We start from the raw sequence: 24,543 nt of genomic DNA, 5'->3' as shown, positions 1-24,543 counted from the left end.
ACACCTCCCTACCGGTTCACAGCCCACCCGATTGAAAGTGACTTCATACATGCACCCGCTCCATCTCCGTTCCGCAGGTACCAGCCTGGTGATCAGCACCCACCGTGGCGAGGCTGAGATAACCCACTGGGGAGCCGACCTGGGCGAGACCCTGCCTGACCTGGCCATTCTCAACGAGCCAATTCCGCCTTCCGCCATCGACGCCAACGTCCCCGCAGGGCTCCTGCCGCAGGCTTCCTCGAGTTGGCAAGGACGGCCCGGACTGCGTGGCCACCGCATTACCGACAGCGTACCCGGCTTCGATTTCTCCCTGCGCCTTCGCGTGGTGAGCGCGACGGCGGACGGTGCTGCCGCCGTCGTGGTTCAGTCCGATCCCGACGCCGGCATCACCGTGACCAGCAACCTCACCTTGCACCCGGGCGGGCTTCTCGAACTGCGGCACACGGCTACCAACGACGGCACCTCGCCTTTCCAGATTGATGAGCTGGCGACGATGCTCCCGGTGGCGCCTGACGCCGTCGAACTTTTGGACCTGACAGGTCGCTGGTGCCGTGAACGGCACCCGCAGCGCCGGGCCATCCAGCAGGGAACCTGGGTACGGACCGGACGCCACGGACGCACCGGGCACGATTCCTCGTTGCTGCTGGCTGCGGGGACCGCCGGATTCGGCAACCGCCACGGCAAGGTCTGGGCCACGCACCTGGCCTGGAGCGGCAACCACGAGCAATTTGCGGACAGCGTCGCCGATGGCCGGACCATGGTGGGTGGCTCCGAGTTTCTGGGGCCGGCCGAAGTAGTCCTGCAGCCCGGCGGGAGTTACACCACGCCCGCACTGTTTGCGGCGTACTCGGACCGTGGTTTGGATGGGATCTCGGAAGCGTTCTACTCCTGGTTCCGCTCACGACCGCACCACGTGGGTGCAGCTTCCGGAAAAGCCCGCCCGGTAGTCCTCAACACCTGGGAAGCGGTGTACTTCGACCACAACCTGGACACCCTGATCGAGCTCGCGGAGTCCGCTGCCGACCTTGGGGTTGAGCGTTTTGTGCTCGACGACGGCTGGTTCCGCGGGCGCCGCGGCGACCACGCCGGCCTGGGCGACTGGTATGTGGACGAAACCCTCTGGCCTGATGGGCTGACGCCTTTGATTGATGCCGTGACCAGCCGCGGTATGGAGTTCGGGCTGTGGGTTGAGCCGGAAATGGTCAACCTGGACTCGGACATCGCCAGGGCGCATCCCGAATGGCTCGTGGGTCCGTCCGCGCTTTCCCACAAAGACGGCGGGCGACTCCCGCTGGGGTGGCGGCAGCAGCACGTGATCGATCTGGTGAACCCGGACGCATGGCAGTACATTTACGACCGCATCGACGCGCTGCTGAGCGAGAACACCATCAGCTACCTCAAGTGGGACCAGAACCGCGACCTCCTGGAACACGGGCATGCCGGCCGGGCTTCGGTGCACGAGCAAACGTTGGCGGCCTACCGGCTCTTTGATGCACTGCGTACAGCCCATCCCGGGGTCGAGATTGAAAGCTGCTCCTCCGGTGGCGCCCGTGTGGACCTTGGGATCCTGGAACGGACCGACCGTATCTGGGCCTCGGACTGCAACGACGCCTTGGAACGGCAGACCATTCAACGATGGACCGGGTTGGTGCTTCCGCCCGAGCTGGTGGGCGGCCACATTGGACCCACCACATCGCACACCACTGGCCGCACCCACGACCTCTCCTTCCGCGCCATCACGGCGTTGTTCGGACACTTCGGCATGGAGTGGGATGTCCGCTCCGTCACCGGCGCCGAACGCGAGGAGCTCAAGCGCTTCATTGGCCTGTACAAGGAACACCGCGGCCTGATCCACAGCGGCCGGATGGTGCGGGCCGATGTGCCGGACGAGTCACTGATGGTGCACGGCGTTGTTGCGGACACTGAAACGTCCGACGCCGGCACCCCGGCCGGCTTCACTGCGGCACTTTTCGCTGTGGTGAAGACGCGTACAGGTTTTGCCGAACTGCCCGGACGGGTGGCGATTCCGGGGCTGGACCCGTTACGTACATACCGGGTGGAGGCTATCTTCCCTGCCCCCGGCGATGCCGACTACGGGCACACGTTCACTGAGGCCAGGCCGGCACCGTGGGTGGCTTCGGGAGCGGAGGCCAGCGGGCGCTTCCTGGGCGAGGTAGGTCTGCCCATGCCGGTCCTGAACCCGGAGCACGCCATCCTGCTGCGGTTCACGGCCCTCTGACGCTCTCCCACATCCTGAACTGGTCCCCGATTGTTGGACTGGCTATTGGGATTTTAGGCTGCGAGGGTCTGGGCCCGGTATTGGATCGGGCTCTGGCCTTCGAGTTTGGTGGAGATCCTTTCGTTGTTGTACCAGCGGATGTACTCGTGCAGTGCTGTTGCCAGGGCGTCGGTGCTGAGAAACCGGACGTGGTGGAAGAGTTCTTCCTTGAGATGTCCGAAGAAGTTCTCCATGACCGCGTTGTCGTAGCAGTTGCCCTTGCGGGACATTGACTGGGTGGCGCCGGCTTCGCTGAGCAGTTGCCGCCAGAACACGTGCTGGTATTGGAAACCTTGGTCCGAGTGCACCAACGGTTTTTGACCCGGTTCCAGGCAGGTGATGGCCTGACGCAGCGAGGTGTTGGCCAGTTCCAGGTTCGGGGAGTTACCGATGGAATAGGAGATGATTTGCCGGTCGAAAAGGTCCATGACGGGTGAAAGGTAGAGCTTCCGGTCCCCGACGCGGAACTCGGTGACGTCGGTGACCCACTTCTGGTTCGGAGCATCGGCGTCGAATTCCCGGTTCAGCAGGTTCGGTGCAATCACGCCCTGTTCGCCTTGGTAGGAGTTATAGCGTTTCCGCTGCCGAACCTTGCAGCGCAGGGCCAGGGCGCGCATCAGTTTCAGCACGGTCTTCTTCGCCACCGTCCAGCCGTGCTTCACCAGCTCGGTGTGGATGCGGCGATGTCCGTAACGGCCGTGGTTGGTCGTGAAGATCGTTGTGATGGCGCTCTTGAGAGCTTCCTTCGGGTCCGGGGACAGGAGCCGGGCCTGATGGTAGAAGAACGTCGAGCGGGCCAGCCCCGCGACCCGCAGCAGAACCGGGAGCGGGTAATCAGCCTTGAGAGCAACGAGGGCTTGAACCTTCACCGTCGTTCCTGAGCCCTCAAGGCCCGCAATTTTCCCAAGTAGGCCACCTCAGCCCGCAACAGTTCGTTCTCCCGACGCAGTTGCTCAAGCTCCGAAACCTCCGCAGACCGCGGAGCTGCCCCGGACTTCACGGACGGCACGGCACCAGGCTTCCGCGAGGGCACGGCCCCGGGTTCCCGAGAAGGTGCGACCTTCGGCTTCGCTGGCGTGCCGTTGCGTTTTGGCCGCAACCCATCCTCACCCGCCAATCGATAAGCCCTGACCCATTTCTGCAGCAGTTGACGTGAAGACAGGCCCGCTTCAACAGCCAAGTCCGGCCCGGTTTCGCCCGCCAGGAACCGCTGCACCAGCGCCAGCTTGACCTCGAAAGAGTATGACTTCGGCGCCTTGGTCACCAACACTCCTCGCCCATGAATCCTCCATAACCCATACAGTCCCCTGACCGGCACAGGCGGCGCATCCAAGTACCGGGCCGCCGCCCGATACCCCAGACCCCTTTCAAAACACGCTACAGCCGAGACCCGCTGCACCACAGACAAAGAACTACGCGAACACATAAAAACTGCTCCCCTCAAATCGGAACTGAAATTCTCAGTCCAACTTCAGGGGAGCAGTTCATCCCAAGGGCTTCCCGGGAACCCTCTCCCACGTCCCGGCTGGTTAGACCACGTCTGCCAGGTAATCGATGGCCAGCTTGTAGCCAAGGACACCGGCGCCCACGATAATCGCGGTGCAAACACCAGACAGGTATGAGTGGTGCCGGAACTCTTCGCGCTGGTGGACGTTGGTGATGTGGACCTCGACGGCGGGCAGCTGCACAGCCGCCAGGGCGTCACGAAGTGCCACGGACGTATGCGTGTAGGCGCCGGCGTTGATCACAATTCCGACGGCGGTGCCTCGCGCTGCGTGGATGGCGTCCAGAAGATCGCCTTCATGGTTCGATTGCACGCAGTCCACAGTGAAGCCATGGGCTGCAGCCGCGGAGATAGCGAGTTGCTCGACGTCGGCCAGTGTTGACGTGCCGTATTTCTCCGGCTCGCGGGTGCCCAAAAGGTTGAGGTTGGGTCCATTGATCACAAGGATGGTGCCGCGACCGGCTTCGGTGGCGGGAGTGGCTTCAGTCATGGCTCCCAATCTATAGCGGCGCGGGAAGGCAGGGGAACCGTGCCCGCTCCGTGAGAGGTGAGAGCCCTAAAACACCCACCATGTGGGAGAAGTCCTACTTACGGGTGCATTGACCGGGCGACACCGGGTTGCTGAGCCCCGAAGCCTGCGCCGCTACTGGCTCCAGGTCCGCCATGGTGAGGGCGAAGCCCAAGGCGGCATCGGTGGTTGTTTTGGCGAAGATGAGCCCGGCCACTTCGCCCTGCATGGTGAGCAGCGGACCGCCGGAGTTGCCCGGCTGAACGTCACCGGCCAGCTTATAGACCAGCTCCGGAGAAGGATTGCTCCCGTAGATGTCCGGGACAATGATGGTCGAAATCCCTTGGACGGTGGCCGGCTTTGATTGGAAAGGACCGCCGTGCGGGTACCCGGCAAAGGCCGCGGGGCTGCCTTCGGGCAGGTCGGCACTCATCGGCAGCGGACTGGACTGCAGTCCATCCACGGCCAGGACTGCGATGTCACGCTGGGGGTCGAAGTACACCACCCGACCCGGCAACGCGCCGCCGTCGGGCACTTCCACCACCGGCTGCGACACGCCCGCCACAACGTGCGCATTGGTCACGACGCGCCCGGGCGAGACGACAAATCCGGATCCGGTCTGGTTCTGGCCGCATTCAAAGGCTGTGCCCGCGATCTTGAGGACTGACTCGGCAGCCTGGTTGAGGGCCGGGGTGTCCGTGGAGGCGTTGGGGACGGGCACCGGAGTCACGGGCCCGATGCCCTCGATGAGTTTGGGGATGCCGTCGCCGATCACAGTGGACCGCAGCTGTGCCATGGTGCTCTTGACCGGCGTTGGAGTGATGTTGTCGATGTAGCGGATCACACGGGAACCGGCCAGCTGCTGGGAAACAAAAGGCACGCCCAGCGAACTGATGCTGAACGCCAACATGGACATGACCAGCGCAGCCACCACCACACTCACCACGCCACCGATCAACCGGTCAGCGGCATGCAGCGGCTTGATCCGCACGGCATGGCGGATTCTGCGCCCGATCATGGTCCCCAGCCCGTGGCCCAAAGCTATAAGCACGACGGCGGCACCCACCGTAGCGGTCAGCCTCCAACCACTGTCCGTCACCCAGCCACTCACAAGCGGCACCGCGATGAACGCAGCAACGGCACCCACCACGAATCCGGCAATTCCACCGAGTGTGACCATAAAGCCGTTGCGCAGGCCATAGATCAGGTAGGACAGCAGCATCAAGATCAATGCCAAATCCAATATCGTCAAGCCAAACACCAATGCTCCTCATAGCCGGGTAGCTCCAATTCTAGGTGTGGACCCTGACAACCAACCGTTAGTCGCATCACCACGGCGCCCCGTGAATGCTGCTCTTAGCCTGTTCCGAGGCCCCCATTTAGGGCGTTCCATGGCTGAAACCCGCGTCGTTTCAGCGTTTCGCGTGCCAAGTACGTCACAGAAGCTTGAAAATTCTGAAACAATGGCCTGAGCGCCACGACCGAAACTTATATTCAGGAGATTTCATGGACATCGAGGTATTGCGCCGCGCACCCCTCTTCGCCACCCTTGACGACGACGCATTCCGCTTGCTGACGGACGAACTCACCGAGGTGGACCTTTCACGCGGAGCCTCCGTGTTCCGCGAAGGCGACCAGGGTGACCAGCTCTACTTCATCGTTTCCGGCAAGGTAAAGCTCGGCCGCACCTCCCCCGATGGCCGCGAGTCCCTGCTGGCCATCCTTGGCCCGGGCGAACTCTTCGGCGAAATGGCGTTGTTCGACCCCAGCCCGCGTACCGCCACGGCCACCGCCGTTTCAGAGACCCGCCTGGCCGGCCTCAAGAACGAGAGCCTCAACGCATTGCTCCGCACGCGCCCCGAGGTTTCCGCGCAGCTTCTGCAGGCTCTGGCCCGCCGTCTCCGCCGCACCAACGACTCACTGTCCGACCTCGTCTTCTCCGACGTTCCGGGCCGCGTTGCCAAGGCCCTGCTGGACCTGGCCGACCGCTTCGGCCGTCCTGCCACCGACGGCGTCCTGGTGGCTCACGAGCTCACGCAGGAAGAACTGGCCCAGCTGGTTGGCGCTTCCCGCGAAACCGTCAACAAGGCATTGGCCGAGTTCGTTCAGCGCGGTTGGCTCCGTCTGGAAGCCCGCGCCGTAGTGATCCTGGACATGCAGCGTCTGCGCCAGCGTTCGCGCTAAGCATCACAGCAGAAAAGCCGCCCCGGTTCTCACCGGGGCGGCTTTTCTATTGGCACTGCGAGAGCGTGCGGCTCGAGCCCGCGGGACGTGAAAGAGCGTGCGGCTCAAACCCGCGGGACGTGAAAGAGCGTGCGGCTAACGCTCGCGCTGGGGTTCTCCGGCGATCGTACGGGCAGCTTCGACCTCGAGCATCAGGATTCCGCCTTCGTCCACGAGTTTGGCCTGGTACACATGCGCTTTGCGTTTGTAGCTCAGGTAGGCGATGCAACCGTTGGAGGCCGCCATTTTCTCGAGCATGATCTCGGAGCCGGGGACCAGGAGCTGGCCGAGGGTGAGGCCCACAGTATTCGACTGGCCAATCTCGTCACCGAGCGCCGGGGTGTCGCGGAGTGCGATCGCTTCGGCCGCAGTCACCCAGCGACCCCACACGCCCTTGCTCTCCAGGATGCTGGGCTGCTGGTTCACGGGAACTGTTGCGGCAAAGTACCTCGTGTTGAACCGGGCATGCGCGAAGTCCGGGCTCAGCCAGTTCACCAGGGGTTTGAGCAGATCAGTGCGGAGCGAGAGCCCACGCTTGGAGAGCATCTCCGTGAAGGACTTTTCCTGTGCGGCCACGGCTTCCCGGGCCCTCATCCAGTCCAGCGTTGATGTGGCCTCAACGGTGGAGGAAGCATCCGGTCCGGCGAGCAGCACGCCTGTTTCTTCGAAGAGTTCGCGGATGGCTCCCACCACATGGCGGCGGGCGAGTCCGACGTCGTCCGTTCCCATGTGCTCAGCCCACTGCTGGGGCGTGGGGCCTACCCACCCGACGGGATCGTCGTCAGATGCGTCCAGGGAACCGCCCGGGAACGCGACAACGCCCAACGGCGAGGATCCTGGCCTGTAACCAAGCCAGGTCTCCAAACCGGTGGGCGAGTCGCGCAAGAGCACAACGGACGATGCGTAGCGGGCGGCCCTGGGGGTCCGCTCGCCGAGCTCAAGCCAGTTTCGGGCTGCCCCTTCGAGTTCGGGAGGCAGTACAAACAGGCGGCGGGCAAGCTGCGGCAATTGGGTGAACCGGTTCCTTAGCTGAATTCAGCAATGAGCTCGACTTCAACAGGAGAGTCGAGCGGCAAGACAGAAACGCCGACGGCGGAGCGTGCGTGCTTGCCGGCGTCGCCGAAGACCTGGCCCAGAAGTTCGGAGGCACCATTGATGACGCCGGGCTGCCCGGTGAAGGTGGACTCGGAAGCTACGAAGCCAACCACCTTGACGATGCGGGTGACGCGGTCAAGATCGCCGATGACGCTCTTGACGGCGGCAAGTGCGTTGATGGCGCAGATCGCGGCGTAGCGCTTGGCGTCGTCGGGATCCACGGTGGGCTCGTCGGACGTGCCCAACTCTCCGAGGGATACCTTGCCCTTAGCTTCGAGTTTGCCGTTAATAAAGGGCAGCTGCCCGGACGTGTAAACGTAGTTGCCGGAGATGATGGCCGGCACGTAGTCGGCAACGGGCGCGGCGACCTCAGGGAGGGTCAATCCGAGCTCGGCAAGACGCTGCTCAACAGCAGACGTGGGGGCGCCGGATTCCGCGGGAGACGTGGTTTCTGCGGGGGTGGTCATGGTTACTGCTTCTCCCTCTTCAGGTATGCAACAAGGCCTTTGCCATCGGGGCCACCGACAACCTGGACAAGCTCCCAGCCGTCCTCGCCCCACTGGTCCAGGATCTGCTTCGTAGCGTGGATAATGAGCGGAATCGTGGCGTACTCCCATTTGGTCATGACAGAAAGCCTAGCCCTTGCCGGTAAAGTGGAAAACATGGTGACTCGCAAGAACCCACTATTCGACACTGCCACCACCCTCGGAAAGATTCTAGGTTTCCTCGGTGTGAGCGCTATTTGTGGCGTCCTGGTGGCGGGCCTTTTGGTCCCCGCAGCCGCCGTTTCGGGCAGTGCCGCCAGTGGTTCAATTCAGTTCTTTGACACTCTGCCGGCGGAGCTCCAAGTGGATCCGCCCAGCCAGAACACCACGATCCTGGCGAAGGACGGTACGCCGATCGCCTCGATCTATGCGGAGAACAGGACCAAGGTTCCGCTGGATTCGATGAGCCCGTTCATCAAGGACGCTGTCATCGCGATTGAAGACAGCCGTTTCTATGAGCACGGCGGCATCGACACCACGGGCATCATGCGAGCCATCGTCAGCACCGCCCGCGGCAACAAGCAGGGCGCGTCCACCATCACGCAGCAGTACGTGAACAACGTCATCAATGAGTCCCTGGTGGCGTCCGACCGTGAAGAAGACGTCAAGCTCAACGGTGGCGGCAAGGGCGTGGGCGACAAACTGCGCGAAATGAAGCTCGCCATCGCGTTGGAGAAGAAGTTCTCCAAAGAGCAGATCCTTGAGGGCTACCTCAACATCGTCTTCTTCAACCGTGACGCCTACGGCATTGAAGCCGCCTCCAAGTTCTTCTTCAGCACCTCCGCGAAGGACCTGACGCTTCCGCAGGCCGCCCTGCTGGCCGGCCTCGTGAACAGCCCCTCGGCCTTCGATCCCATCGCGAACCCGGACAACGCCCAGAAGCGCCGCGACCTCGTACTCGCCGCCATGGTGAACCAGGGCAAGATCACGCAGGCCGAGTACGACGAAGCCGTTGCTACCCCGGTCACCACCAAGGTCACCCCGGCCCGCCAGGGTTGCGCGTACGCCACCATGGCGCCGTATTTCTGCGACTACGTGCTTCACCTGCTCTTCAACAACCCGGCGTATGGCGACACCACCGAAGAGCGCGTCAAGCGCGTCCAGCGTGGTGGCCTCACCATCCAGACCACCCTCGATCCGACAGCCCAGAGCGTGGCCCAGCAGCAGGTTGATGCCACGGCCGGCGCCAACCCGGATAAGTGGGGCGCGTCCATCACCTCTGTACAGCCGGGTACGGGCCAGATCGTCAGCATGGCCCAGAACACTGTCTGGCTGCCTCAAGAGGGCAAGTTCGATCAGACACAGAACTTCAACGTTGACGTCCTGGACGCCAACGGCAATGACCTCAACGGCATCGGTGGCTTCCAGCCTGGCTCGACCATGAAACCCTTCACGTTCGCCCAGTGGCTGAACGAGGGCAAGTCGATGAACCAGAACGTCAACGCTTCGCGACGAACGTATCAACAAAACTTCCCTTGGCGGAACACGTGTCCCACACCGGTGAACGGTTTCTATGACAAGAGCGTCCCGGGCAGTTTTGACCTCCAGAACTCGGACGAGGGTTACTACCGCAACATGACCGTCCTTTACGGCCTCATGAACTCCATCAACACCGCGACGTTTGCTTCGGCAGCTCAGGTGGACCTCTGCGGGATTCAAGGCATTGTTGATGCCACGGGCATCCATGGGGGGCTCCCGACCCGTGATGAAACGGGTAAGGTTACCGATCCGAACCCCAAGGTCACGATGACTACCTTGTCCAACCTGATCGGCGCCACACAGACTGCACCCCTGACCATGGCGGCTGCATTTGCGACCTTCGCTGCTGACGGAAAGTACTGTGAGCCGATTGCCATCACATCTGTCAAGGACCAGTCGGGCGCTGAATTGCCTGCCCAGTCATCCAACTGCAAAAACGCCGTTGAGCCCGCCGTCGCCCGGGGCGTTGCGTACGCCATGCAGGAAGTGCTCAACGCAGGATCTGGTTCGCTGATCCGCCCGTCACTTTCCACGAAGGGCAATTTCCCGGTGGCCGCCAAGACTGGCACCAACGACTCCAATGGCTCCACCTGGGTTGTTGGTTACACCACCGGCCTGGCCACGGCTTCCTGGTTCGGCGACCCGCTGGACAATCAGCTCCGCCCCGGACGCAATCTGACCGTCAACGGTAAGTTCTACGAGGCCATTGACGGTTACATGATTGCCGGTCCGCAGTTCACCAACTACATGTTGTCGGTGGCTCCTGCCTACGGCACCAACCCCTTCCCAGCGCCGCCGTCCAACCTGCTGGGCACGGCGGCCCCGCAGCGCAACACCACGCCTGCGCCGTCCAATCCGAACCCCGCCCCGCCCTCCAACAACGGAAACGGCGGCAACGGAAACAATGGCAATAACGGCAACGGCAACAACGATAAGGACTAATCGTGTCCTTCCGTGATTCACTGGCAAACCGCGTCCGCACCGTCGGGCGCGGTTTCGCCGTCACTACAGCCCTCGGTGCAACAGCCGGCGCGGCAGCAGCTGCCTACGGCTGGTGGGAGAAGGACCAGTTCGAGGTCCGCCAGGAAACTTTGCCGATCCTTCCAGAGGGTGCGGCGCCGTTCCGGATCCTGCACCTCAGTGACATCCACTTCGTCCCGGGCCAGGACAAGAAGGCCCAGTGGCTTGAGTCCCTGGCTGAGCTGAAGCCCGACCTCGTGGTCAATACAGGCGACAACCTGAGCCATGCGAAGGCCATAGATCCCCTGATCCGGGCTCTACGTCCGCTCTTGGAGTTCCCCGGGGTGTTCGTTCCCGGGTCCAACGACTACTACGCGCCAAGGATCAAGAATCCTGCCGGCTACTTCCGCGGACCCTCGAGGCACAAGAAAGACCCCGTCAAGCTCGATTGGCCGAGGCTTCGCTCCGCGTTCGGAATGGGTGGTTGGATCGATCTGACCAACCGTGCCCAGTCGGTGGTCCTGAACGGACTCCGCTTTGATTTCTCGGGAGTGGACGATCCCCATCTCAAACGCGAACGGTACGCAGGCTGGCCCCGCGGCACCGTCAACCAGGATGCGCGCCCCCACCTGAAGGTGGGCGTCATCCACGCTCCGTACCAGCGCGTGCTGGACCACTTCACCGAGGCCGGAGCTGACCTGATCCTTGCCGGCCACACGCATGGCGGTCAGATCTGCATCCCCGGCTACGGCGCTTTGGTCTCCAACTGCGACCTCCCTACGTGGCGCGCCAAGGGCCTCCACGACTGGGAAAGCAATGAATTCACGACGCCGGTGAACGTCTCCGGCGGCATCGGAACCTCGCGCTTCGCCCCGGTCCGCATCGCCTGCCGCCCGGAGGCAGTCCTGCTCACCCTCACGGCACGCAGCTAAACGTAGAGGGATCATTACGATCCTCAATAACTGGGTCAAACATTTCACCGACGTTGCGTTCTCCTGTGAAACGAATCACGCCATGGCATAGGGTAGTTGCTACGGGAAACTACCTCCGCACCATCTGAAGATCCAGCTGTTGAGAAGCGGGCATGTCCAAGCAAACGTCATTTTTCACCTCCGTCGGCCGCCTGTACCCCTATGTGCGGCCCATCCTCCCCCGCCTTTTCATGGGCCTGATCTGCGCCTTGCTCGCGAGCATTGTTGCGTTGACGATTCCGCAGGTCCTGCGCGTCCTCGTCAACAACTCCTTGCAGCCCGGCGGTTCCACGGACGCAGTCTGGATTGCCGCCATCGTGATTCTTGCGTTGGGTGTTGCTGAAGCGGGACTGGTGGCTTTGCGCCGGCAGTTCGTCATCAACCCGGCCACGACGGTTGAGACCAGGATGCGGGTGACCCTGTACGGTCACCTGCAAGAGCTCACCGTGGCGTTCCACGATCGCTGGGGCTCGGGCCAACTGCTCTCCCGGGCCATGACGGACCTGAGCTTCCTGCGCCGTTGGATGGCGTTCGGCGCGATCATGCTGGTGGTCACCACACTGACGGTGATCATCGGCGTCGGCGTGATGTTCTCCATGAGCTGGCAGCTGGCGCTGATCTTCCTGGGCGCGGCAGTGCCGATCATGATCAATTCCTTCCGCTTCCGCCGCCGCTTCAGCCTGGTCACCCGCCTCAGCCAGGACCAAGCTGGCGACCTCGCCACCACCGTTGAGGAATCCGTCCACGGCATCCGCGTCCTGAAGGCCTTTGGCCGGAGTCGCGAGGCGCTGGAGAACTTCAATGGGCAGGCCGAGGAACTTCGCCAGACGGAGATCGCGAAAGCCAAGCAGCAAGCCGGTTTCACGCTGGTGGTCACGCTGCTTCCGGAGCTGGCTCTGGGCGTTGGGCTGGTGGTGGGAATCATGCTGGCCGCCAGTGGAGAACTCAGCATCGGCGCGTTGGTGGCATTCTTCGCCACGGCTGCAGTAGTGGCCACACCGGTGGAATTTTCGGGCATGCTCCTTGCCATGGCCCTGACCGCGAAGACCGCCCTGGACCGCCACTTCGAGGTCATGGACACGGAGAACACCATCACTTCGCCGGACCAGGCCGCGGTACCGGAGACAGTAAAGGGCGCCTTGCGCTTTGAGCACGCGGGGTTCGGGTTCGACGACGGCGGCTCGCTTTTGCACGACCTCACCCTGGATATCCGTCCCGGCGAGACCATGGCCCTGGTGGGCATCACCGGCAGCGGCAAGAGCGCCATGCTCCAACTGGTCCCCCGCCTGTATGACGTCACCGAAGGTGCAGTGACGATCGACGGCGTTGATGTCCGTGATTACGACGTTGAGGAACTTCGCAGGATAGTGGCCGTAGCTTTCGAGGACACCACGCTGTTCTCCAGCTCCGTGCGGGACAACGTGCTCCTCGGCGCTCCCGATCCCAGCGACGCTGCCTTGGACGAAGCCTTGGACGTGGCACAGGCCCAGTTTGCCTACTCATTGCCCGATGGCGTGGACACGCTGATCGGCGAAGAGGGGTTGAGCCTCTCCGGCGGCCAGCGCCAGCGCATTGCACTGGCCCGGGCCATCGCGGCCAAGCCAAAGGTCCTGGTGCTGGATGATCCGTTGTCGGCCTTGGATGTGAACACCGAGGAACGGGTTGAGGCCCGGCTGCGCCAGGTACTCCGCGACACCACCACGTTGATCGTCGCGCACCGCCCTTCCACGGTGGCACTGGCCGATCGGGTGGCCTTGCTCGAAAACGGAACCATCACCGCCGTCGGGACCCATACGGAACTGTTGGCCGAAAACGATCACTACCGCTACGTCATTGCCAGCCTGGACGCCGGTCCCAAGGACCTGGACACCGAACTGGACGAGCTCGAAGAAGCTGAGGAGGCCCGCCGGTGACTGCCGCAACGTTTGGAACCGCCAACGAGGACAACACGCTCCTCACCAAAGCAGACAGCAAAGCCGTACGACGCCGGTCGCTCACCTTGCTTGCCTCGCTCATCCGCCCGGTACGGTTGCGTTTCTGGCTGACGATCGTGATGGTGGTGGTCTCGCAGCTCACCCGGGTTGCCGGACCTGCGCTCATCGCGTTCGGGATCGACAACGCCCTCCCTGCACTGCAGACGGGTGACAACGGTCCCTTGGTACTTGCTGGTTCCCTCTATCTGGCAGCTGCGATTGCCACAGCTGGAATGACGGCGCTGTACGTGACGTCGACTGCCCGGTTGAGCCAAGCCATGCTGCTGGATCTTCGACTAAGGGTTTTCCGGCACACACAACGGTTGAGCCTTGAGTTCCACGAGAAATACACGTCCGGGCGCATCATTGCCCGTCAGACCTCGGATCTCGAAGCTCTCCGGGAACTCTTGGACTCAGGCGTCAGTTCGTTGGCCTCGGGCATGCTGTTCATGGTGTTCACCGCCTTCACCATCTTTGCCCTTGACTGGCGCAGTGGACTGATCGTCCTCGCGGCCGGCGTGCCCATGTTCTTCCTGGCCCGCTGGTACCAGAAGCACTCGCAAATCGCGTTCCGTGAATCCCGGGTGGTCTCAGCCCGCTTGATCGTCCACTTCGTGGAGACCATGACCGGCATCCGCGCGGTGAAGGCTTTCCGCAAAGAGCGCGAGAATGCCTCCCGTTACGGGGAACTGGCTGAGGATTACCGCAAGAACACGGTCCGCTCCATCAACCTGAACGGCATCTTCCAGCCTGGCCTGGTGCTAATCGGCAACGTCTGCGTGGCCGTGGTCCTGCTGTTGGGTGGTTTCCGGGTGCTCAGTGGTGACTTGGCTGTCGGCGTGCTGCTGGCACTGATCCTGTCCACCAAACGCTTCTTCCAACCCGTGGACCAGATGGCCATGTTCTACAACTCCTTCCAGAGCGCACAGGCCGCGCTGGAAAAGGTGTCCGGACTCCTTGAGGAAGTTCCTACCGTCCGCCCGCCCAAAAACCCCGTGGCGCTGAAGAGCTCCCGCGGCGAAATCGACTTCAAGGCCGTGGAGTTTGGCTACAACGATGGCAAGGTTGTTGTTCCTCAGCTGGACCTGCACATACCGGCAGGGCAAACCGTTGCTCTGGTGGGCCAAACGGGTGCGGGGAAGTCAACGTTGGCTAAGCTCGTGGCCCGCTTCTACGACGTCACCTCCGGCGCAATCACGCTGGACGGCGTGGACCTCAGGGACCTGTCCACCACCGACCTCCGCCGCGCCGTGGTGATGGTGACGCAGGAAGCATTCCTGTTCAGCGGCTCCGTGGCGGACAACATCGCACTGGGCCGGCCGGAAGCGTCGCGGGCTGAGATTGAAGCGGCCGCTGCAGCGGTGGGAGCCCACGAGTTCATCATGAGCCTCCCCGAGGGCTATGACACGGACGTCAACAAGAGGGGTGGCCGGGTGTCCTCCGGGCAACGGCAGCTCATCGGTTTCGCCCGCGCCTTCCTTGCCGCACCGGCCGTGCTGATCCTTGATGAGGCAACCTCCTCCCTGGACATTCCTTCCGAGCGCATGGTCCAGCAAGGACTGTCCAACCTGCTGGAAGGAGTGGCCGGTGGCAGAGGGGCCAGGACAGCAATCATCATCGCCCACCGGCTCTCCACTGTAGAGACGGCCGACAGGGTTCTGGTGGTCCATGACGGCCGCATTGTGGAAGACGGAACACCCGCCGAGCTGATCAGTGGAGGCGGGCGGTTTGCCCAACTGCATGGGGCGTGGCGGGACTCGCTGGTGTAGCCTCCGCTGCCTCGTGGCTGTGACAAGGGGCACCGGCTCCTCGATTTCGCATCACGGGACGTTTCGGCTATTCTTGAACAGTTGCTTTCGCAGCGGATCGGGATGTAGCGCAGCTTGGTAGCGCGCTTCGTTCGGGACGAAGAGGTCGCAGGTTCAAATCCTGTCATCCCGACCAAAAAAAGAGGGTCTTCCATTGGAAGGCCCTCTTTTGTGTTCCCTTGACCTTGCAAATGAGCAAAAAGAAACCCCGGGGCATCGCTCGTCACGCCCCGGGGTTTCTTTAACTACAATTGCTTTACATAGGGTCGGGCCAGTTGCCAATGGACATCGGCGTGTACGTGGTGTCCGTTGACTTGGTCGGCGCTGCCACGCGCATCGGGTCCGGCCAGTTACCAATGGCACTTACTGTGCTGGAATCTGCTGCGGGAGCAGCAGAGACTACACCGGGAGCCGCAACCGCGAACGTCAGTGCGCCCGCCACGGCCACTGAAGCGATGATTTTCTTGAACATGATGTTGTACCCCAATGCGAGTCGGATTCGTTACGGAAATTGCACGGTCCCTGTTGACATACATTGTAAAATGTTTTCCACAGAGACTGTCAAGGTTTAGGTCAAAAGACGCCTGTAGGAGGGACCCGTGGGAAACGGATTCGGCGAGAAGCTACGTGCCGAACGGCTCGAACGTGGGTTGACGCAGGCCGAGCTCGGCAAAAACCTGTATTCGCCCAGCTACATTTCGCTGCTGGAGACCGGCCGCCGCGAGCCAACGGCCGAGGTTATCGAAGAGCTGGCCCGTAGGCTGGAACTCGCGCCAAAGGCCTTGGAAGCGTGGAGCCAACCCGTTTCCGTAAGCGACGCTGAGTACGTCCTGGCCGGCCTGTATGCCCGGCAGGCCTGGGATCTGCGCGACTACCAACTCGCCGCCAGCCACGCCGCCACCGCTGCGCAGATCGCCCTCGAGGCCAAGAACAACAGCGCTTGGTGGAACATGACGTACATGCAGGCTGAGTGCGTCATGAAACAAGGACAGCTGAAGGAGTGCCAGCAAATTGTTGAGCACCTTCTGGAGCACCCCATGGCCACGGAATCCGCCGGCCTTGGAGTCCGCGCCTGGCAGATGCTTGCCGCAGTGTGTCACGGACAAGGTCAGCTGGCCACCGCCGTCGAGCATGCCAAGCGAGCCGTCAAGCTCAGCGAGCAGCTTCCCAAAGGATCCACGCTCATCATCGGTGCGCACCGCGCGCTGATCGGCGCGTTGGCCGAGAGCGGCAAGCTGGATGAGGCCTGGGAGTACTGCCTTGCCATGATCGAGCACATGGACGAGCACTCCATGTCCCAGCTCGCAGGCGAGGTTGCCTGGGTGGTGGGCAACGTCGCCTTCATGCGCCACGACTACGTGGAGGGCATCAAGCACCACGAGCGCGCAGCCAAGCTCCTCTCCCCCGCCAATGACATTGAGCTGTGGGCCAGGTTCAACAAGGCATCGGCGGCGGTCCGGCTTTCCTCCGGCATCGTGGAACCGGAAACCCTCTCCGCCATTGAACGTGCCGAACTCGCGTTGTCCATTGTGGGCGGAAACACGACGGATCAGTTGGAGGTCGCCTTCATCCGCGCACGCTGGCTGTACCTGACCGGTGACATTCCGGCCGCCGTCGGGAAGCTCCGCGAAATCCACGCAGACCGCAAGGTCCTGGCCAGGCACACTGCCGGTGAAGTCTCCCTGTTGTTGGGCAAGTCGCTGAAAGCAGCCGGCGAAGCCTCGGAAGCACTCCAGTTCCTCGAGGAGGCCCAGCATGACTTCAGCGCCGCAGGGGCCTCTGATCGGGTGCAGCAAGCCATGGACGCAGTGCTGGAGATCCGCCTCGCCGAGCGTCGCGCGGCGAAAGAACACTCGCAAGCCTGATTAACCAGGTAAGTCGCAGTTAAGCGCGTTTTGAGGGGTCAAAACGCCCTTAACTGCGACTCAGTTGGGTGCTTCTAGGCGAAGGTGCGGCCCGTCAGTTTCTCGTATGCCTCGACGTAGCGGGCACGGGTGCGCTCCACTACCTCAGCGGGCAGTGCCGGTGGCGGAGTGTCAGAGGACTTGTCCCAGCCGGACTCGGCGGACGTCAGCCAGTCGCGGACATACTGCTTGTCATAGGACGGCTGCGACTTGCCCGGCGCGTACGTGGACGCGTCCCAGAAGCGTGAAGAATCCGGGGTGAGGACTTCGTCGCCCAGGGTGATGATGCCTGTTGCTGCGTCGATGCCGAACTCCACCTTGGTGTCGGCCAGGATGATGCCGCGTTCACGGGCGATCTCCTCAGCGCGGGTGTAGATCCTCAGCGTTAGCTCGCTCAGGCGGGCAGCAATATCGTCGCCCACCATGGCTACGACGTCGTCGTAGGTGATGTTGACGTCATGCTCGCCCACCTCGGCCTTGGCCGACGGCGTGAACAAGGCCTTGTCCAGGCGGGAACCGTCCACCAGGCCCTCGGGGAGCGGGATCTCGCAGACCGTGCCGTGTTCCTTGTACTCCACCAGGCCGGAGCCAGTGAGGTACCCGCGGGCAATGCACTCCACCGGGAACATATCCAGCTTCTTGCAGATCATGGCCCGGCCCTCGACGGCAGCAGGTACGCCACCCTCCACCGTGGAGGCCAGCACGTGGTGCTCAACCTCCAGCTGGTCGAACCACCACAGGCTCAGCTGCGTCAGGACACGGCCCTTGTCCGGGATCTCGCTGCTCAGCACGTGATCGTAGGCGCTGATGCGGTCGCTGGCCACAACCAGCACGCACTCCTGGCCGATCTTCTCCGTGATGGCCTCGTCTGCCGGAACGTAGAGGTCGCGGACCTTGCCGGAATAGACGTGGGTCCAGCCCGGAAGATCCAGGGTCTCGGTCTCGAAACCGCCGGTGGGAAGAGAATCAGTCATGCTCAGGCCTGCACTTTCGGAATGGTGCCGGTAGCGGTGTACGGCACGCGGATTTCGCCGCGGGCGGCCTTGCCTCCGATGTCCGTGCGGAACTGTGAGCCTTCAAGCTGAACCAGCTCCACGCCGTCGTACGCCTTTTCGCGGGCCTCCACCAGATCGGAACCGAGAGCCACAACCGCCAGGACGCGTCCGCCGGCGGAGACCACCTTGCCTTCATCGTCCAGCTTGGTGCCGGCGTGGACCACGTGGACACCGTCCAGCTCGTCCACCTTCTTCAGGCCGCGGATGCGATCGCCGGTGCGGGGAGCGTCCGGGTAGTTTTCGGCGGCGACGACGACGGCGACTGCCGTGTCCTTGGACCAGCGCAGCTCTTCTGCGGTGTCCAGTTCTCCCTTGGCAGCTGCCAGCAGCAGCGCACCGAGCGGGGTCTTGAGGCGGGCCAGGACGGCCTGGGTCTCGGGGTCGCCGAAGCGGACGTTGAACTCGATGACGCGGGTGCCGCGGGACGTTAGGGCGAGGCCGCAGTACAGCACGCCCACGAAGGGAGTGCCGCGGCGGGCCATCTCATCCACTGTGGGCTGGGCGACGCGGTCGATGACTTCCTGGACCAGGCCCTCGGGGGCCCATTCAAGCGGGGTGTAAGCGCCCATGCCACCGGTGTTGGGGCCTTCGTCGTTGTCGAAGATGCGCTTGAAATCCTGTGCCGGTGAAAGCGGAACAGTGGTGCGGCCGTCGCAGAGGACGAACAGGGAAACCTCGGGGCCGTCAAGGAATTCCTCGATCACCACGGTTCCACCGGCGTCGAAGCACGCCTGGGCATGGGCCAGGGCCTCCGCGCGGTCCTTGGTGACCACCACGCCCTTGCCGGCTGCCAGGCCGTCATCCTTGACCACGTGCGGGGCACCGAAAGTGTCCAGGGCGTCGGCGGCTTCCTCGGCGTTGGTGGCAACGCGGGCCATGGCCGTGGGCACGTTGGCTTCGGCCATGATCTGCTTGGCGAAGGCCTTGGAAGCCTCCAGCTGGGCAGCTTCCTTGCTGGGACCGAAGACCGGAATGCCGGCTTCACGGACGGCGTCGGACACACCGGCAGCCAGCGGCGCCTCGGGTCCTACAACAACCAGGTCCACTGCCAGCTTGGTGGCGAGGGCGGACACGGCTTCCGGGTCGTTCCCGTCAATCGCATGGGTGGGAACGAGTTTGCTGATGCCCGCGTTGCCCGGGGCCGCGTGGACCTCGGAAACGTTGGGATCTTCAAGCAGAGAGCGGACAATGGCGTGTTCGCGGCCGCCTGGGCCAATGACGAGTACCTTCACAGTCCTCAAGGGTACTTTGTGAAGGGCGCGCGGCCTAAGCTGTGTCACTCCTCGGACCCAGCTGCGCCCTAGACTTGGCATATGCCCATGAGTTCGCATGAAACGTTCAACGTTGAGTCTGCGGTGGAACTGGCAGTGATCGAACGAAGTGGCTTTATTGAGTCCCGGCACATCGGCGCGGCCGTTGTTCTTGCCGGTGACGGCTCGGTGGTCACCCGTCTTGGTGACATCGATGCCCCCATCCTGGCCCGTTCCACCCTTAAGCCCTTCCAGGCCCTGGCCTCCATGCAGTCGGGCGTGCCCTTGCGCGGCGCCCAGGTTGCCGTTGCCTGTGGCAGCCACACCGGTTCCCTTGACCACATGGACGTGGTGGAGGGAATGCTCAAAGCGGCGGGCGTGAAGGAAGAGAACCTCCAATGCCCCACAGCGTGGCCGCAGGATGAGACCGCCCGCAACTGGCTGGTCCGCTCGGAGCGTGGCGAGTCCAAGCTGGCTTTCAATTGCTCCGGCAAGCACGCTGCGTTCCTGTGGGCGTGTACGGAAAACAGCTGGGACCTCCGCAGCTACCTTGAGCCGAACCACCCGCTTCAGCAGCGGGTCCGTTCTGTCGTTGAGGAATACACCGGCGAAACCATTTCCCACTTGGGGATCGATGGCTGCGGCGCACCCGTTGCCGCCGTGTCACTGACCGGCCTGGCCCGTGCGTACTCCCGCTTGGCCAAGTCTCCGGGGGACAAAACGTCCAACGCCCGTGCCGCCACCATCGCCACGTCCATGCTCGACTACCCCTGGGCCGTGCAAGGCAAGGGTGAGTCCAACACGATCGTCATGGAAGAGCTTGAGGTCCTGGCAAAGATCGGTGCCGAAGGCGTCCTGGTCCTGGCCACCCCCACGGGCGCCACGGTGGCCGTAAAGATGCTGGACGGGAACCTCCGCGCCACCACCCTGGTAGGTCTGACGCTCCTGGCAGTGAGTGGCGCTGTGGACATCCCCGCGGTCTCGAACGTCCTTGAACGCGTAGTTGAGCCCATCCTCGGAGGCGGACGCACGGTGGGCAAGATCAGGTTGGGCCACGCTGTCTCGGCCCTGCTCGACTAGTACTTCGGAGGAGAAACACCCATGGCAGTTGCACGACGCCGCGTCAACATCGACGAGGGCCGCGCCGCGCTGGCAGCCTGGCAAGCCGCCGTCGAGCCTTCCGGCAGTAACGGTGAGCCGGGCAGCGTTCCCGGGGCGCCGCCGTCGCGCACTCTCATTGCGACGGCGGTCCGCTACTCCCTGGAGGAAGTCACCGCCCGCGCGCCCGGCAATTCAGTGGAAGTGCGGGTGCCGCCGTTCGGCGTCACCCAGTGCGTGGAGGGGCCGCGCCACACGCGCGGTACTCCGCCGAACGTGATCGAGTGCGACGCCGACACGTGGCTTTCGCTGGTCACCGGCCGCCTCTCCTGGGCTGACGCGGTTTCGAACCACAGGCTCGCCGCCTCCGGTCTGCGTGCGGACCTCTCGGAACTGCTCCCCCTCTAAGGAGTTTTTGTACAGCTAATGCCCCTAAGACCGTGTCTTAAGGGCATCAGCTGTACAAAAAGTATCCGGTTTAGTCCGGGCAGACCGGGGTGGTTGATTGCCCCTTCTTGCTCATTTCGAACTGCGGGATGTCCTCTGCAGCCGGGCCGCCGCGGAACTTCGGCGAGGGCTCCTGGCCACCGCTGATGCGTTCGAGCTCCTGCTCCTCGAAGACTTCTTCCTTGCCGAGCATGATGGCGGAATCGTGGTTGGTGATCTCGCCGTTGAAGGCCCGGAGCATGACGCTACGGTCAAACTGGCCTTCCCACTTGGCTACCACGAACGTTGCTACGCAGTTGCCTAGGAGGTTCACCACCACGCGCATGGAGTCCATCAGGCGGTCGGCTCCGAGGAGGAGCGCGACGCCGGCTACGGGGAAGATGCCGAGCGCGGCGGCTGTGGCGGAGAGCGCCAGGAAGGACGAACCCGGCACTCCGGCCATGCCCTTGGAGGTCAGGAGCAGCACGCCCAAGGCAGCCAGCTGCTGGCCAAGGTCAAGGTTGTGGCCGAAGGCCTGCGCCAGGAACAACAGTGAGATGGACAGGTAAATCGCGGCGCCGTCCAGGTTGAAGGAGTAACCCGTGGGAACCACCAGGCCCGTGGTTGCACGGGAGCAGCCGGCGTTGGTCAGCTTGGTCATGATGCGCGGCATCACAGCTTCCGTGGAAGCAGTTCCGAGGGCCAGCAGGAATTCCTCGCGGGTGTACTTCAGGAACGCCCACAGCGGAACCCGGGCAAAGCCCCAAGCCACCAGGAACAGCAGGCCGATGAAGATGATCGCGGCTCCGTAGCAGGCGGCTATCAGGAGGGCATAAGTGCTCAGCGTGCCCAGTCCGTACTGGCCGATGATGAAGGCCATGGCACCGAACGCACCGATGGGAGCCACTTTCATGATCCAGGACATGATCTTGAAGATCAGCTCCAGGACGGTCTCCATGAGGCTGATGACGGGGAGGCACCGTTCGCGGCCGATGACCACAATGGCTGCGCCGAAGAAGACGGAGAAGAACAGCACCTGGAGCAGGCTGTTGTTGGCAAAAGCACCGATCACGCTGACGGGAATGACGTCCAGGATGAACGCTGCGGCGTCCTTGGGAGGCGCGTTGCCTGTCTTGGCGTTGAGTGCATCCTGGGAGAGCGTAGCGGGGTCGATATTAAGGCCAGCACCAGGCTGAACGATGTTTCCTACGATGAGCCCGAAGACGAGGGCGAAAAGAGTGGCGCCGGTGAAGTACAGGAGCGCTTTGACCCCGACCCTTCCGACCGCTTTGACGTCGCCCACTGCCGAAATGCCCGTGACGATCACAAGGAAAATCAGCGGGGCAATGATCATTTTGATGAGTTGGATGAATCCATCGCCCAGTGGCCGAAGGGCGGACCCAATGGTCGGCCAGAAATGACCGATGAGCACACCTGCGACGACGGCGATCAGGATTTGAAAAAAGAGCGACTGATACAGCCGCTTTTTCTTCTGCGGGGCCGAACTCGCCTTCAGCGCCGCGGAGTCTGGGATCTTCATTGTTCTGAACCAATCAGTTGTGAACAGCCTCACATTTTGTGGGGTTTTTCAAATGTAGGCCCGCACGGGCCATTCCGCAAGGGGAAAATTGGTTTCCATATTGTGGAAGTCACATTCGGTTTGGAGGAGCTCTCGCCGCGCCTCCACCACCTTCTTTGGCGCAGAAATGCCCGCGACACACCGCCTTAGGGGCGTGTCACGGGCATTCCGGAATCACAGTGAGTGGTGGCGGTACAGGCCACCGGTGTTGAGGGCGTTATGTGTACAAAAACTCGCTAGCCGCGGCCGACGAAAGGCATGCCGGCGGCGGTCACCACCAAGGAACCAACACTGGCGGACGCCGGCATGTTGGCCATCATCAGCACGGCACGGGCAGCGTCGTCCACGGGGAACATGGGCTCCACTTTGCGGCTGCCATCGGCCTGGAGCGCCCCGGAACCCACGCCTATGGTGTCCATGATCTCGGTACGGGTATTGCCGATGTCGATCTGCCCGCACGTGATGCCGAATTCCCTTCCGTCGAGCTCAATACTCTTGGTCAGGCCGGTCATTGCGTGCTTGGTGACCGTATAGGCCACGGACCTGGGCCTGGGCGAATGCGCTGAGATGGAGCCATTGTTGATGATCCGGCCACCCTGCGGCTCTTGGGCTTTCATGGTCCGCACCGCCTCCGCCGCACACAACATGGAGCCGGTCACATTGACCCGTAGCGTCGCTTCCCACTCCCCCACGCTGATCTCACCGACGTCGCCGGCCGGCCCAAAGATGCCGGCATTGTTGAACAGCACATCAACCCGGCCCCAGCGTTGGCGGACGTCCGCGAAAAGGCGCGCGACGTCGTCGGGCGCTGTCACGTCGCACGGAACCGCCAACGCGTCCGGGTGGTCCCCCGCAGTTTCCAGCAGTTGCGCCTCACGGCGACCAGCCAACGCAACACGGTAACCCTCCGCGAGCATGAGCTTGGCGACCGCGCGGCCAATACCCGAACCTGCCCCGGTGACGACGGCGACCCTCGGGCCTGTGGGCGGGTGTGAGTCAGTCATGTGGTTGCCTTTCGGGGAAGTGCTGGTGCCTGCGTCAGAGTACGACGTCGGCCGGCTCGGTTGCGGTAGCCTGATCGGCTGCGGCTGACGGCGGGGCGGTGGTTATCGGCCAGCCTATGACAGTCTTCGGGCGCGGCGTGGCGTAAGTCCTGACCTTGGACGTGGACAGCCCAAGGCGGACCAGGGACTCAGCGATGGTCACCGCCGCCGCCACACCGTCCACTACCGGGACGCCTGTGCGCCGGCGGATCTGCTCGTCCAGTTCCGCCATGCCGCCGCAGCCCAGGACAATGACCTCGGCCTTGTCCTGGTTGACCGCTTGCTCCGCCTGGCCCACGATCGCCTCAACAGCACGCTCCGGATATTCCTCAAGTTCCAGCACAGCCATGCCACTGGCCCTGACCGAAGCACAGCGTGCGTCCAGGCCGGCCAGCTTGAGGCGGTCCTCGATGAGCGGAACGGCGCGGTCCAGCGTGGTGACCACGGAATACTTGTGGCCCAGGAACATCGCAGTGCTGGCTGCGGCCTCAGTGATATCAACCACCGGGACATCCAGGAGTTCCTGGAGGCCTTCGCGGCCGTGCTCGCCATAACCGGCCTGGATGACGGCGTCGAAGGGTTCGGGATAGTTCACCACGGCGTCCATGACGGCGATCGCGGCGAGGTAGCTTTCGAAATTTCCCTCACAGGAGTCGGCGCCGAAGCGCGGAGTGATGCCGATGATCTCGGTCCCTGGTGCAGCTGCGGCGCGGGCCTGGGCTGCGATGGAGTCAGTCATGGACTGGGTGGTGTTCACGTTGGCGACAAGGATGCGCATGGGTTTCCTCTCAACGGCAATGCCCGTCCCCTGCCGGCTTGCCTGGATCCGCTTGCAGGAATCCGG

22 protein-coding genes and 1 tRNA gene are annotated in these 24,543 nt (G+C 63.1%); 10 read left to right on the top strand and 13 right to left on the bottom strand.

What is annotated here, in order from left to right; genetic code table 11:
• Window positions 1-49 precede the first annotated feature (49 nt).
• Window positions 50-2,239 (top strand): alpha-galactosidase, encoded by a 2,190-nt coding sequence (locus tag M1D51_RS04250; protein WP_458108659.1) that lies wholly within the window; start codon window positions 50-52, stop codon window positions 2,237-2,239.
• A 53-nt stretch (window positions 2,240-2,292) separates the two neighbouring features.
• Here M1D51_RS04250 and M1D51_RS04245 read toward each other — a convergent pair whose 3' ends face one another.
• From M1D51_RS04245 to M1D51_RS04230, 4 genes are all read right to left on the bottom strand, one after another.
• On the bottom strand, window positions 2,293-3,147 hold the full coding sequence (locus tag M1D51_RS04245; protein ID WP_458108658.1) for an IS3 family transposase: 855 nt from the start codon (window positions 3,145-3,147) through the stop codon (window positions 2,293-2,295).
• Window positions 3,144-3,542 (bottom strand): helix-turn-helix domain-containing protein, encoded by a 399-nt coding sequence (locus tag M1D51_RS04240; RefSeq protein WP_458107041.1) that lies wholly within the window; start codon window positions 3,540-3,542, stop codon window positions 3,144-3,146. The genes M1D51_RS04245 and M1D51_RS04240 overlap by 4 nt, the downstream gene beginning before the upstream one ends.
• Before the next feature lie 265 nt (window positions 3,543-3,807).
• Entirely contained in the window at window positions 3,808-4,272 is a 465-nt protein-coding gene (gene aroQ, locus M1D51_RS04235; protein WP_458108657.1) for a type II 3-dehydroquinate dehydratase, read from the bottom strand.
• A 94-nt stretch (window positions 4,273-4,366) separates the two neighbouring features.
• The gene (locus M1D51_RS04230) at window positions 4,367-5,551 is read right to left on the bottom strand and encodes a MarP family serine protease (protein ID WP_458108656.1); all 1,185 of its coding nucleotides are present in this window, start codon (window positions 5,549-5,551) and stop codon (window positions 4,367-4,369) included.
• Window positions 5,552-5,796: 245 nt separating this feature from the next.
• Here M1D51_RS04230 and M1D51_RS04225 point away from each other — a divergent pair, with 245 nt between their 5' ends.
• The gene (locus M1D51_RS04225) at window positions 5,797-6,474 is read left to right on the top strand and encodes a Crp/Fnr family transcriptional regulator (RefSeq protein ID WP_011775987.1); all 678 of its coding nucleotides are present in this window, start codon (window positions 5,797-5,799) and stop codon (window positions 6,472-6,474) included.
• 135 nt (window positions 6,475-6,609) lie between these two features.
• On the opposite strand, the gene M1D51_RS04220 is transcribed toward M1D51_RS04225, so the two are convergent.
• Genes M1D51_RS04220 through M1D51_RS04210 form a run of 3 tightly spaced genes read right to left on the bottom strand, consistent with a single transcriptional unit; the run spans window position 6,610 to window position 8,233 of the window.
• Entirely contained in the window at window positions 6,610-7,521 is a 912-nt protein-coding gene (locus tag M1D51_RS04220; protein WP_458108655.1) for an NUDIX hydrolase, read from the bottom strand.
• 17 nt (window positions 7,522-7,538) lie between these two features.
• The gene (locus M1D51_RS04215; protein WP_458108654.1) at window positions 7,539-8,075 is read right to left on the bottom strand and encodes a RidA family protein; all 537 of its coding nucleotides are present in this window, start codon (window positions 8,073-8,075) and stop codon (window positions 7,539-7,541) included.
• Window positions 8,076-8,077: 2 nt separating this feature from the next.
• Window positions 8,078-8,233, bottom strand: coding sequence for a DUF4177 domain-containing protein (locus M1D51_RS04210; protein WP_011775990.1), 156 nt, complete (start codon window positions 8,231-8,233; stop codon window positions 8,078-8,080).
• Between M1D51_RS04210 and M1D51_RS04205 the strand changes: the two genes are divergently transcribed.
• The 5 genes from M1D51_RS04205 to M1D51_RS04185 all read left to right on the top strand — a co-directional run bounded on the left by M1D51_RS04205 (window position 8,232) and on the right by M1D51_RS04185 (window position 15,480).
• Window positions 8,232-10,574 (top strand): transglycosylase domain-containing protein, encoded by a 2,343-nt coding sequence (locus tag M1D51_RS04205; protein WP_458108653.1) that lies wholly within the window; start codon window positions 8,232-8,234, stop codon window positions 10,572-10,574. The two genes, M1D51_RS04210 and M1D51_RS04205, sit on opposite strands and share 2 nt — an antisense overlap.
• Window positions 10,575-10,576: 2 nt before the next feature.
• Window positions 10,577-11,524, top strand: a complete 948-nt coding sequence (locus tag M1D51_RS04200) for a metallophosphoesterase (protein ID WP_458108652.1) — start codon at window positions 10,577-10,579, stop codon at window positions 11,522-11,524.
• A gap of 152 nt (window positions 11,525-11,676) precedes the next feature.
• Window positions 11,677-13,476 carry an ABC transporter ATP-binding protein gene (locus tag M1D51_RS04195; RefSeq protein WP_458108651.1) on the top strand — a complete coding sequence of 600 codons (1,800 nt, stop codon included), beginning with the start codon at window positions 11,677-11,679 and terminating at the stop codon, window positions 13,474-13,476.
• Window positions 13,473-15,305 carry an ABC transporter ATP-binding protein gene (locus tag M1D51_RS04190; protein ID WP_458108650.1) on the top strand — a complete coding sequence of 611 codons (1,833 nt, stop codon included), beginning with the start codon at window positions 13,473-13,475 and terminating at the stop codon, window positions 15,303-15,305. Before M1D51_RS04195 ends, M1D51_RS04190 begins: the two co-directional genes overlap by 4 nt.
• A gap of 98 nt (window positions 15,306-15,403) precedes the next feature.
• A tRNA-Pro gene (locus M1D51_RS04185) sits at window positions 15,404-15,480 on the top strand.
• Between the two features lie 120 nt (window positions 15,481-15,600).
• Here the strand turns inward: M1D51_RS04185 and M1D51_RS04180 are convergent.
• Window positions 15,601-15,816: a hypothetical protein gene (locus M1D51_RS04180; protein WP_026546560.1), complete on the bottom strand. Its 216-nt coding sequence runs from the start codon at window positions 15,814-15,816 to the stop codon at window positions 15,601-15,603.
• A 127-nt stretch (window positions 15,817-15,943) separates the two neighbouring features.
• On the opposite strand from M1D51_RS04180, the gene M1D51_RS04175 reads away from it, so the two are divergent.
• The gene (locus tag M1D51_RS04175; RefSeq protein WP_172323544.1) at window positions 15,944-17,209 is read left to right on the top strand and encodes a helix-turn-helix domain-containing protein; all 1,266 of its coding nucleotides are present in this window, start codon (window positions 15,944-15,946) and stop codon (window positions 17,207-17,209) included.
• A 74-nt stretch (window positions 17,210-17,283) separates the two neighbouring features.
• Here the strand turns inward: M1D51_RS04175 and M1D51_RS04170 are convergent, their stop codons facing one another.
• Both M1D51_RS04170 and purD read right to left on the bottom strand, forming a co-directional pair.
• Window positions 17,284-18,222, bottom strand: coding sequence for a phosphoribosylaminoimidazolesuccinocarboxamide synthase (locus M1D51_RS04170; protein ID WP_458108649.1), 939 nt, complete (start codon window positions 18,220-18,222; stop codon window positions 17,284-17,286).
• A gap of 2 nt (window positions 18,223-18,224) precedes the next feature.
• Window positions 18,225-19,535 (bottom strand): phosphoribosylamine--glycine ligase, encoded by a 1,311-nt coding sequence (purD, locus tag M1D51_RS04165; RefSeq protein WP_458109541.1) that lies wholly within the window; start codon window positions 19,533-19,535, stop codon window positions 18,225-18,227.
• Window positions 19,536-19,616: 81 nt separating this feature from the next.
• Between purD and M1D51_RS04160 the strand changes: the two genes are divergently transcribed.
• Together M1D51_RS04160 and M1D51_RS04155 are read left to right on the top strand one after the other, a co-directional pair.
• Window positions 19,617-20,633, top strand: coding sequence for an asparaginase (locus M1D51_RS04160; protein WP_458108648.1), 1,017 nt, complete (start codon window positions 19,617-19,619; stop codon window positions 20,631-20,633).
• 21 nt (window positions 20,634-20,654) lie between these two features.
• Window positions 20,655-21,059: a sterol carrier family protein gene (locus M1D51_RS04155; protein WP_172323549.1), complete on the top strand. Its 405-nt coding sequence runs from the start codon at window positions 20,655-20,657 to the stop codon at window positions 21,057-21,059.
• 70 nt (window positions 21,060-21,129) lie between these two features.
• On the opposite strand, the gene M1D51_RS04150 is transcribed toward M1D51_RS04155, so the two are convergent.
• From M1D51_RS04150 to M1D51_RS04140, 3 genes are all read right to left on the bottom strand, one after another.
• The gene (locus M1D51_RS04150; RefSeq protein WP_458108647.1) at window positions 21,130-22,617 is read right to left on the bottom strand and encodes a cation:dicarboxylate symporter family transporter; all 1,488 of its coding nucleotides are present in this window, start codon (window positions 22,615-22,617) and stop codon (window positions 21,130-21,132) included.
• Window positions 22,618-22,892: 275 nt separating this feature from the next.
• Window positions 22,893-23,660: an SDR family oxidoreductase gene (locus M1D51_RS04145; RefSeq protein ID WP_458108646.1), complete on the bottom strand. Its 768-nt coding sequence runs from the start codon at window positions 23,658-23,660 to the stop codon at window positions 22,893-22,895.
• A gap of 34 nt (window positions 23,661-23,694) precedes the next feature.
• Window positions 23,695-24,477 carry an aspartate/glutamate racemase family protein gene (locus tag M1D51_RS04140; RefSeq protein WP_458108645.1) on the bottom strand — a complete coding sequence of 261 codons (783 nt, stop codon included), beginning with the start codon at window positions 24,475-24,477 and terminating at the stop codon, window positions 23,695-23,697.
• Window positions 24,478-24,543 lie beyond the last annotated feature (66 nt).

Source organism: Arthrobacter sp. R3-55, assembly GCF_054161505.1.
Note: the sequence above shows the minus strand (reverse complement) of the source record. Positions and strands in the feature narration are given on the sequence as shown.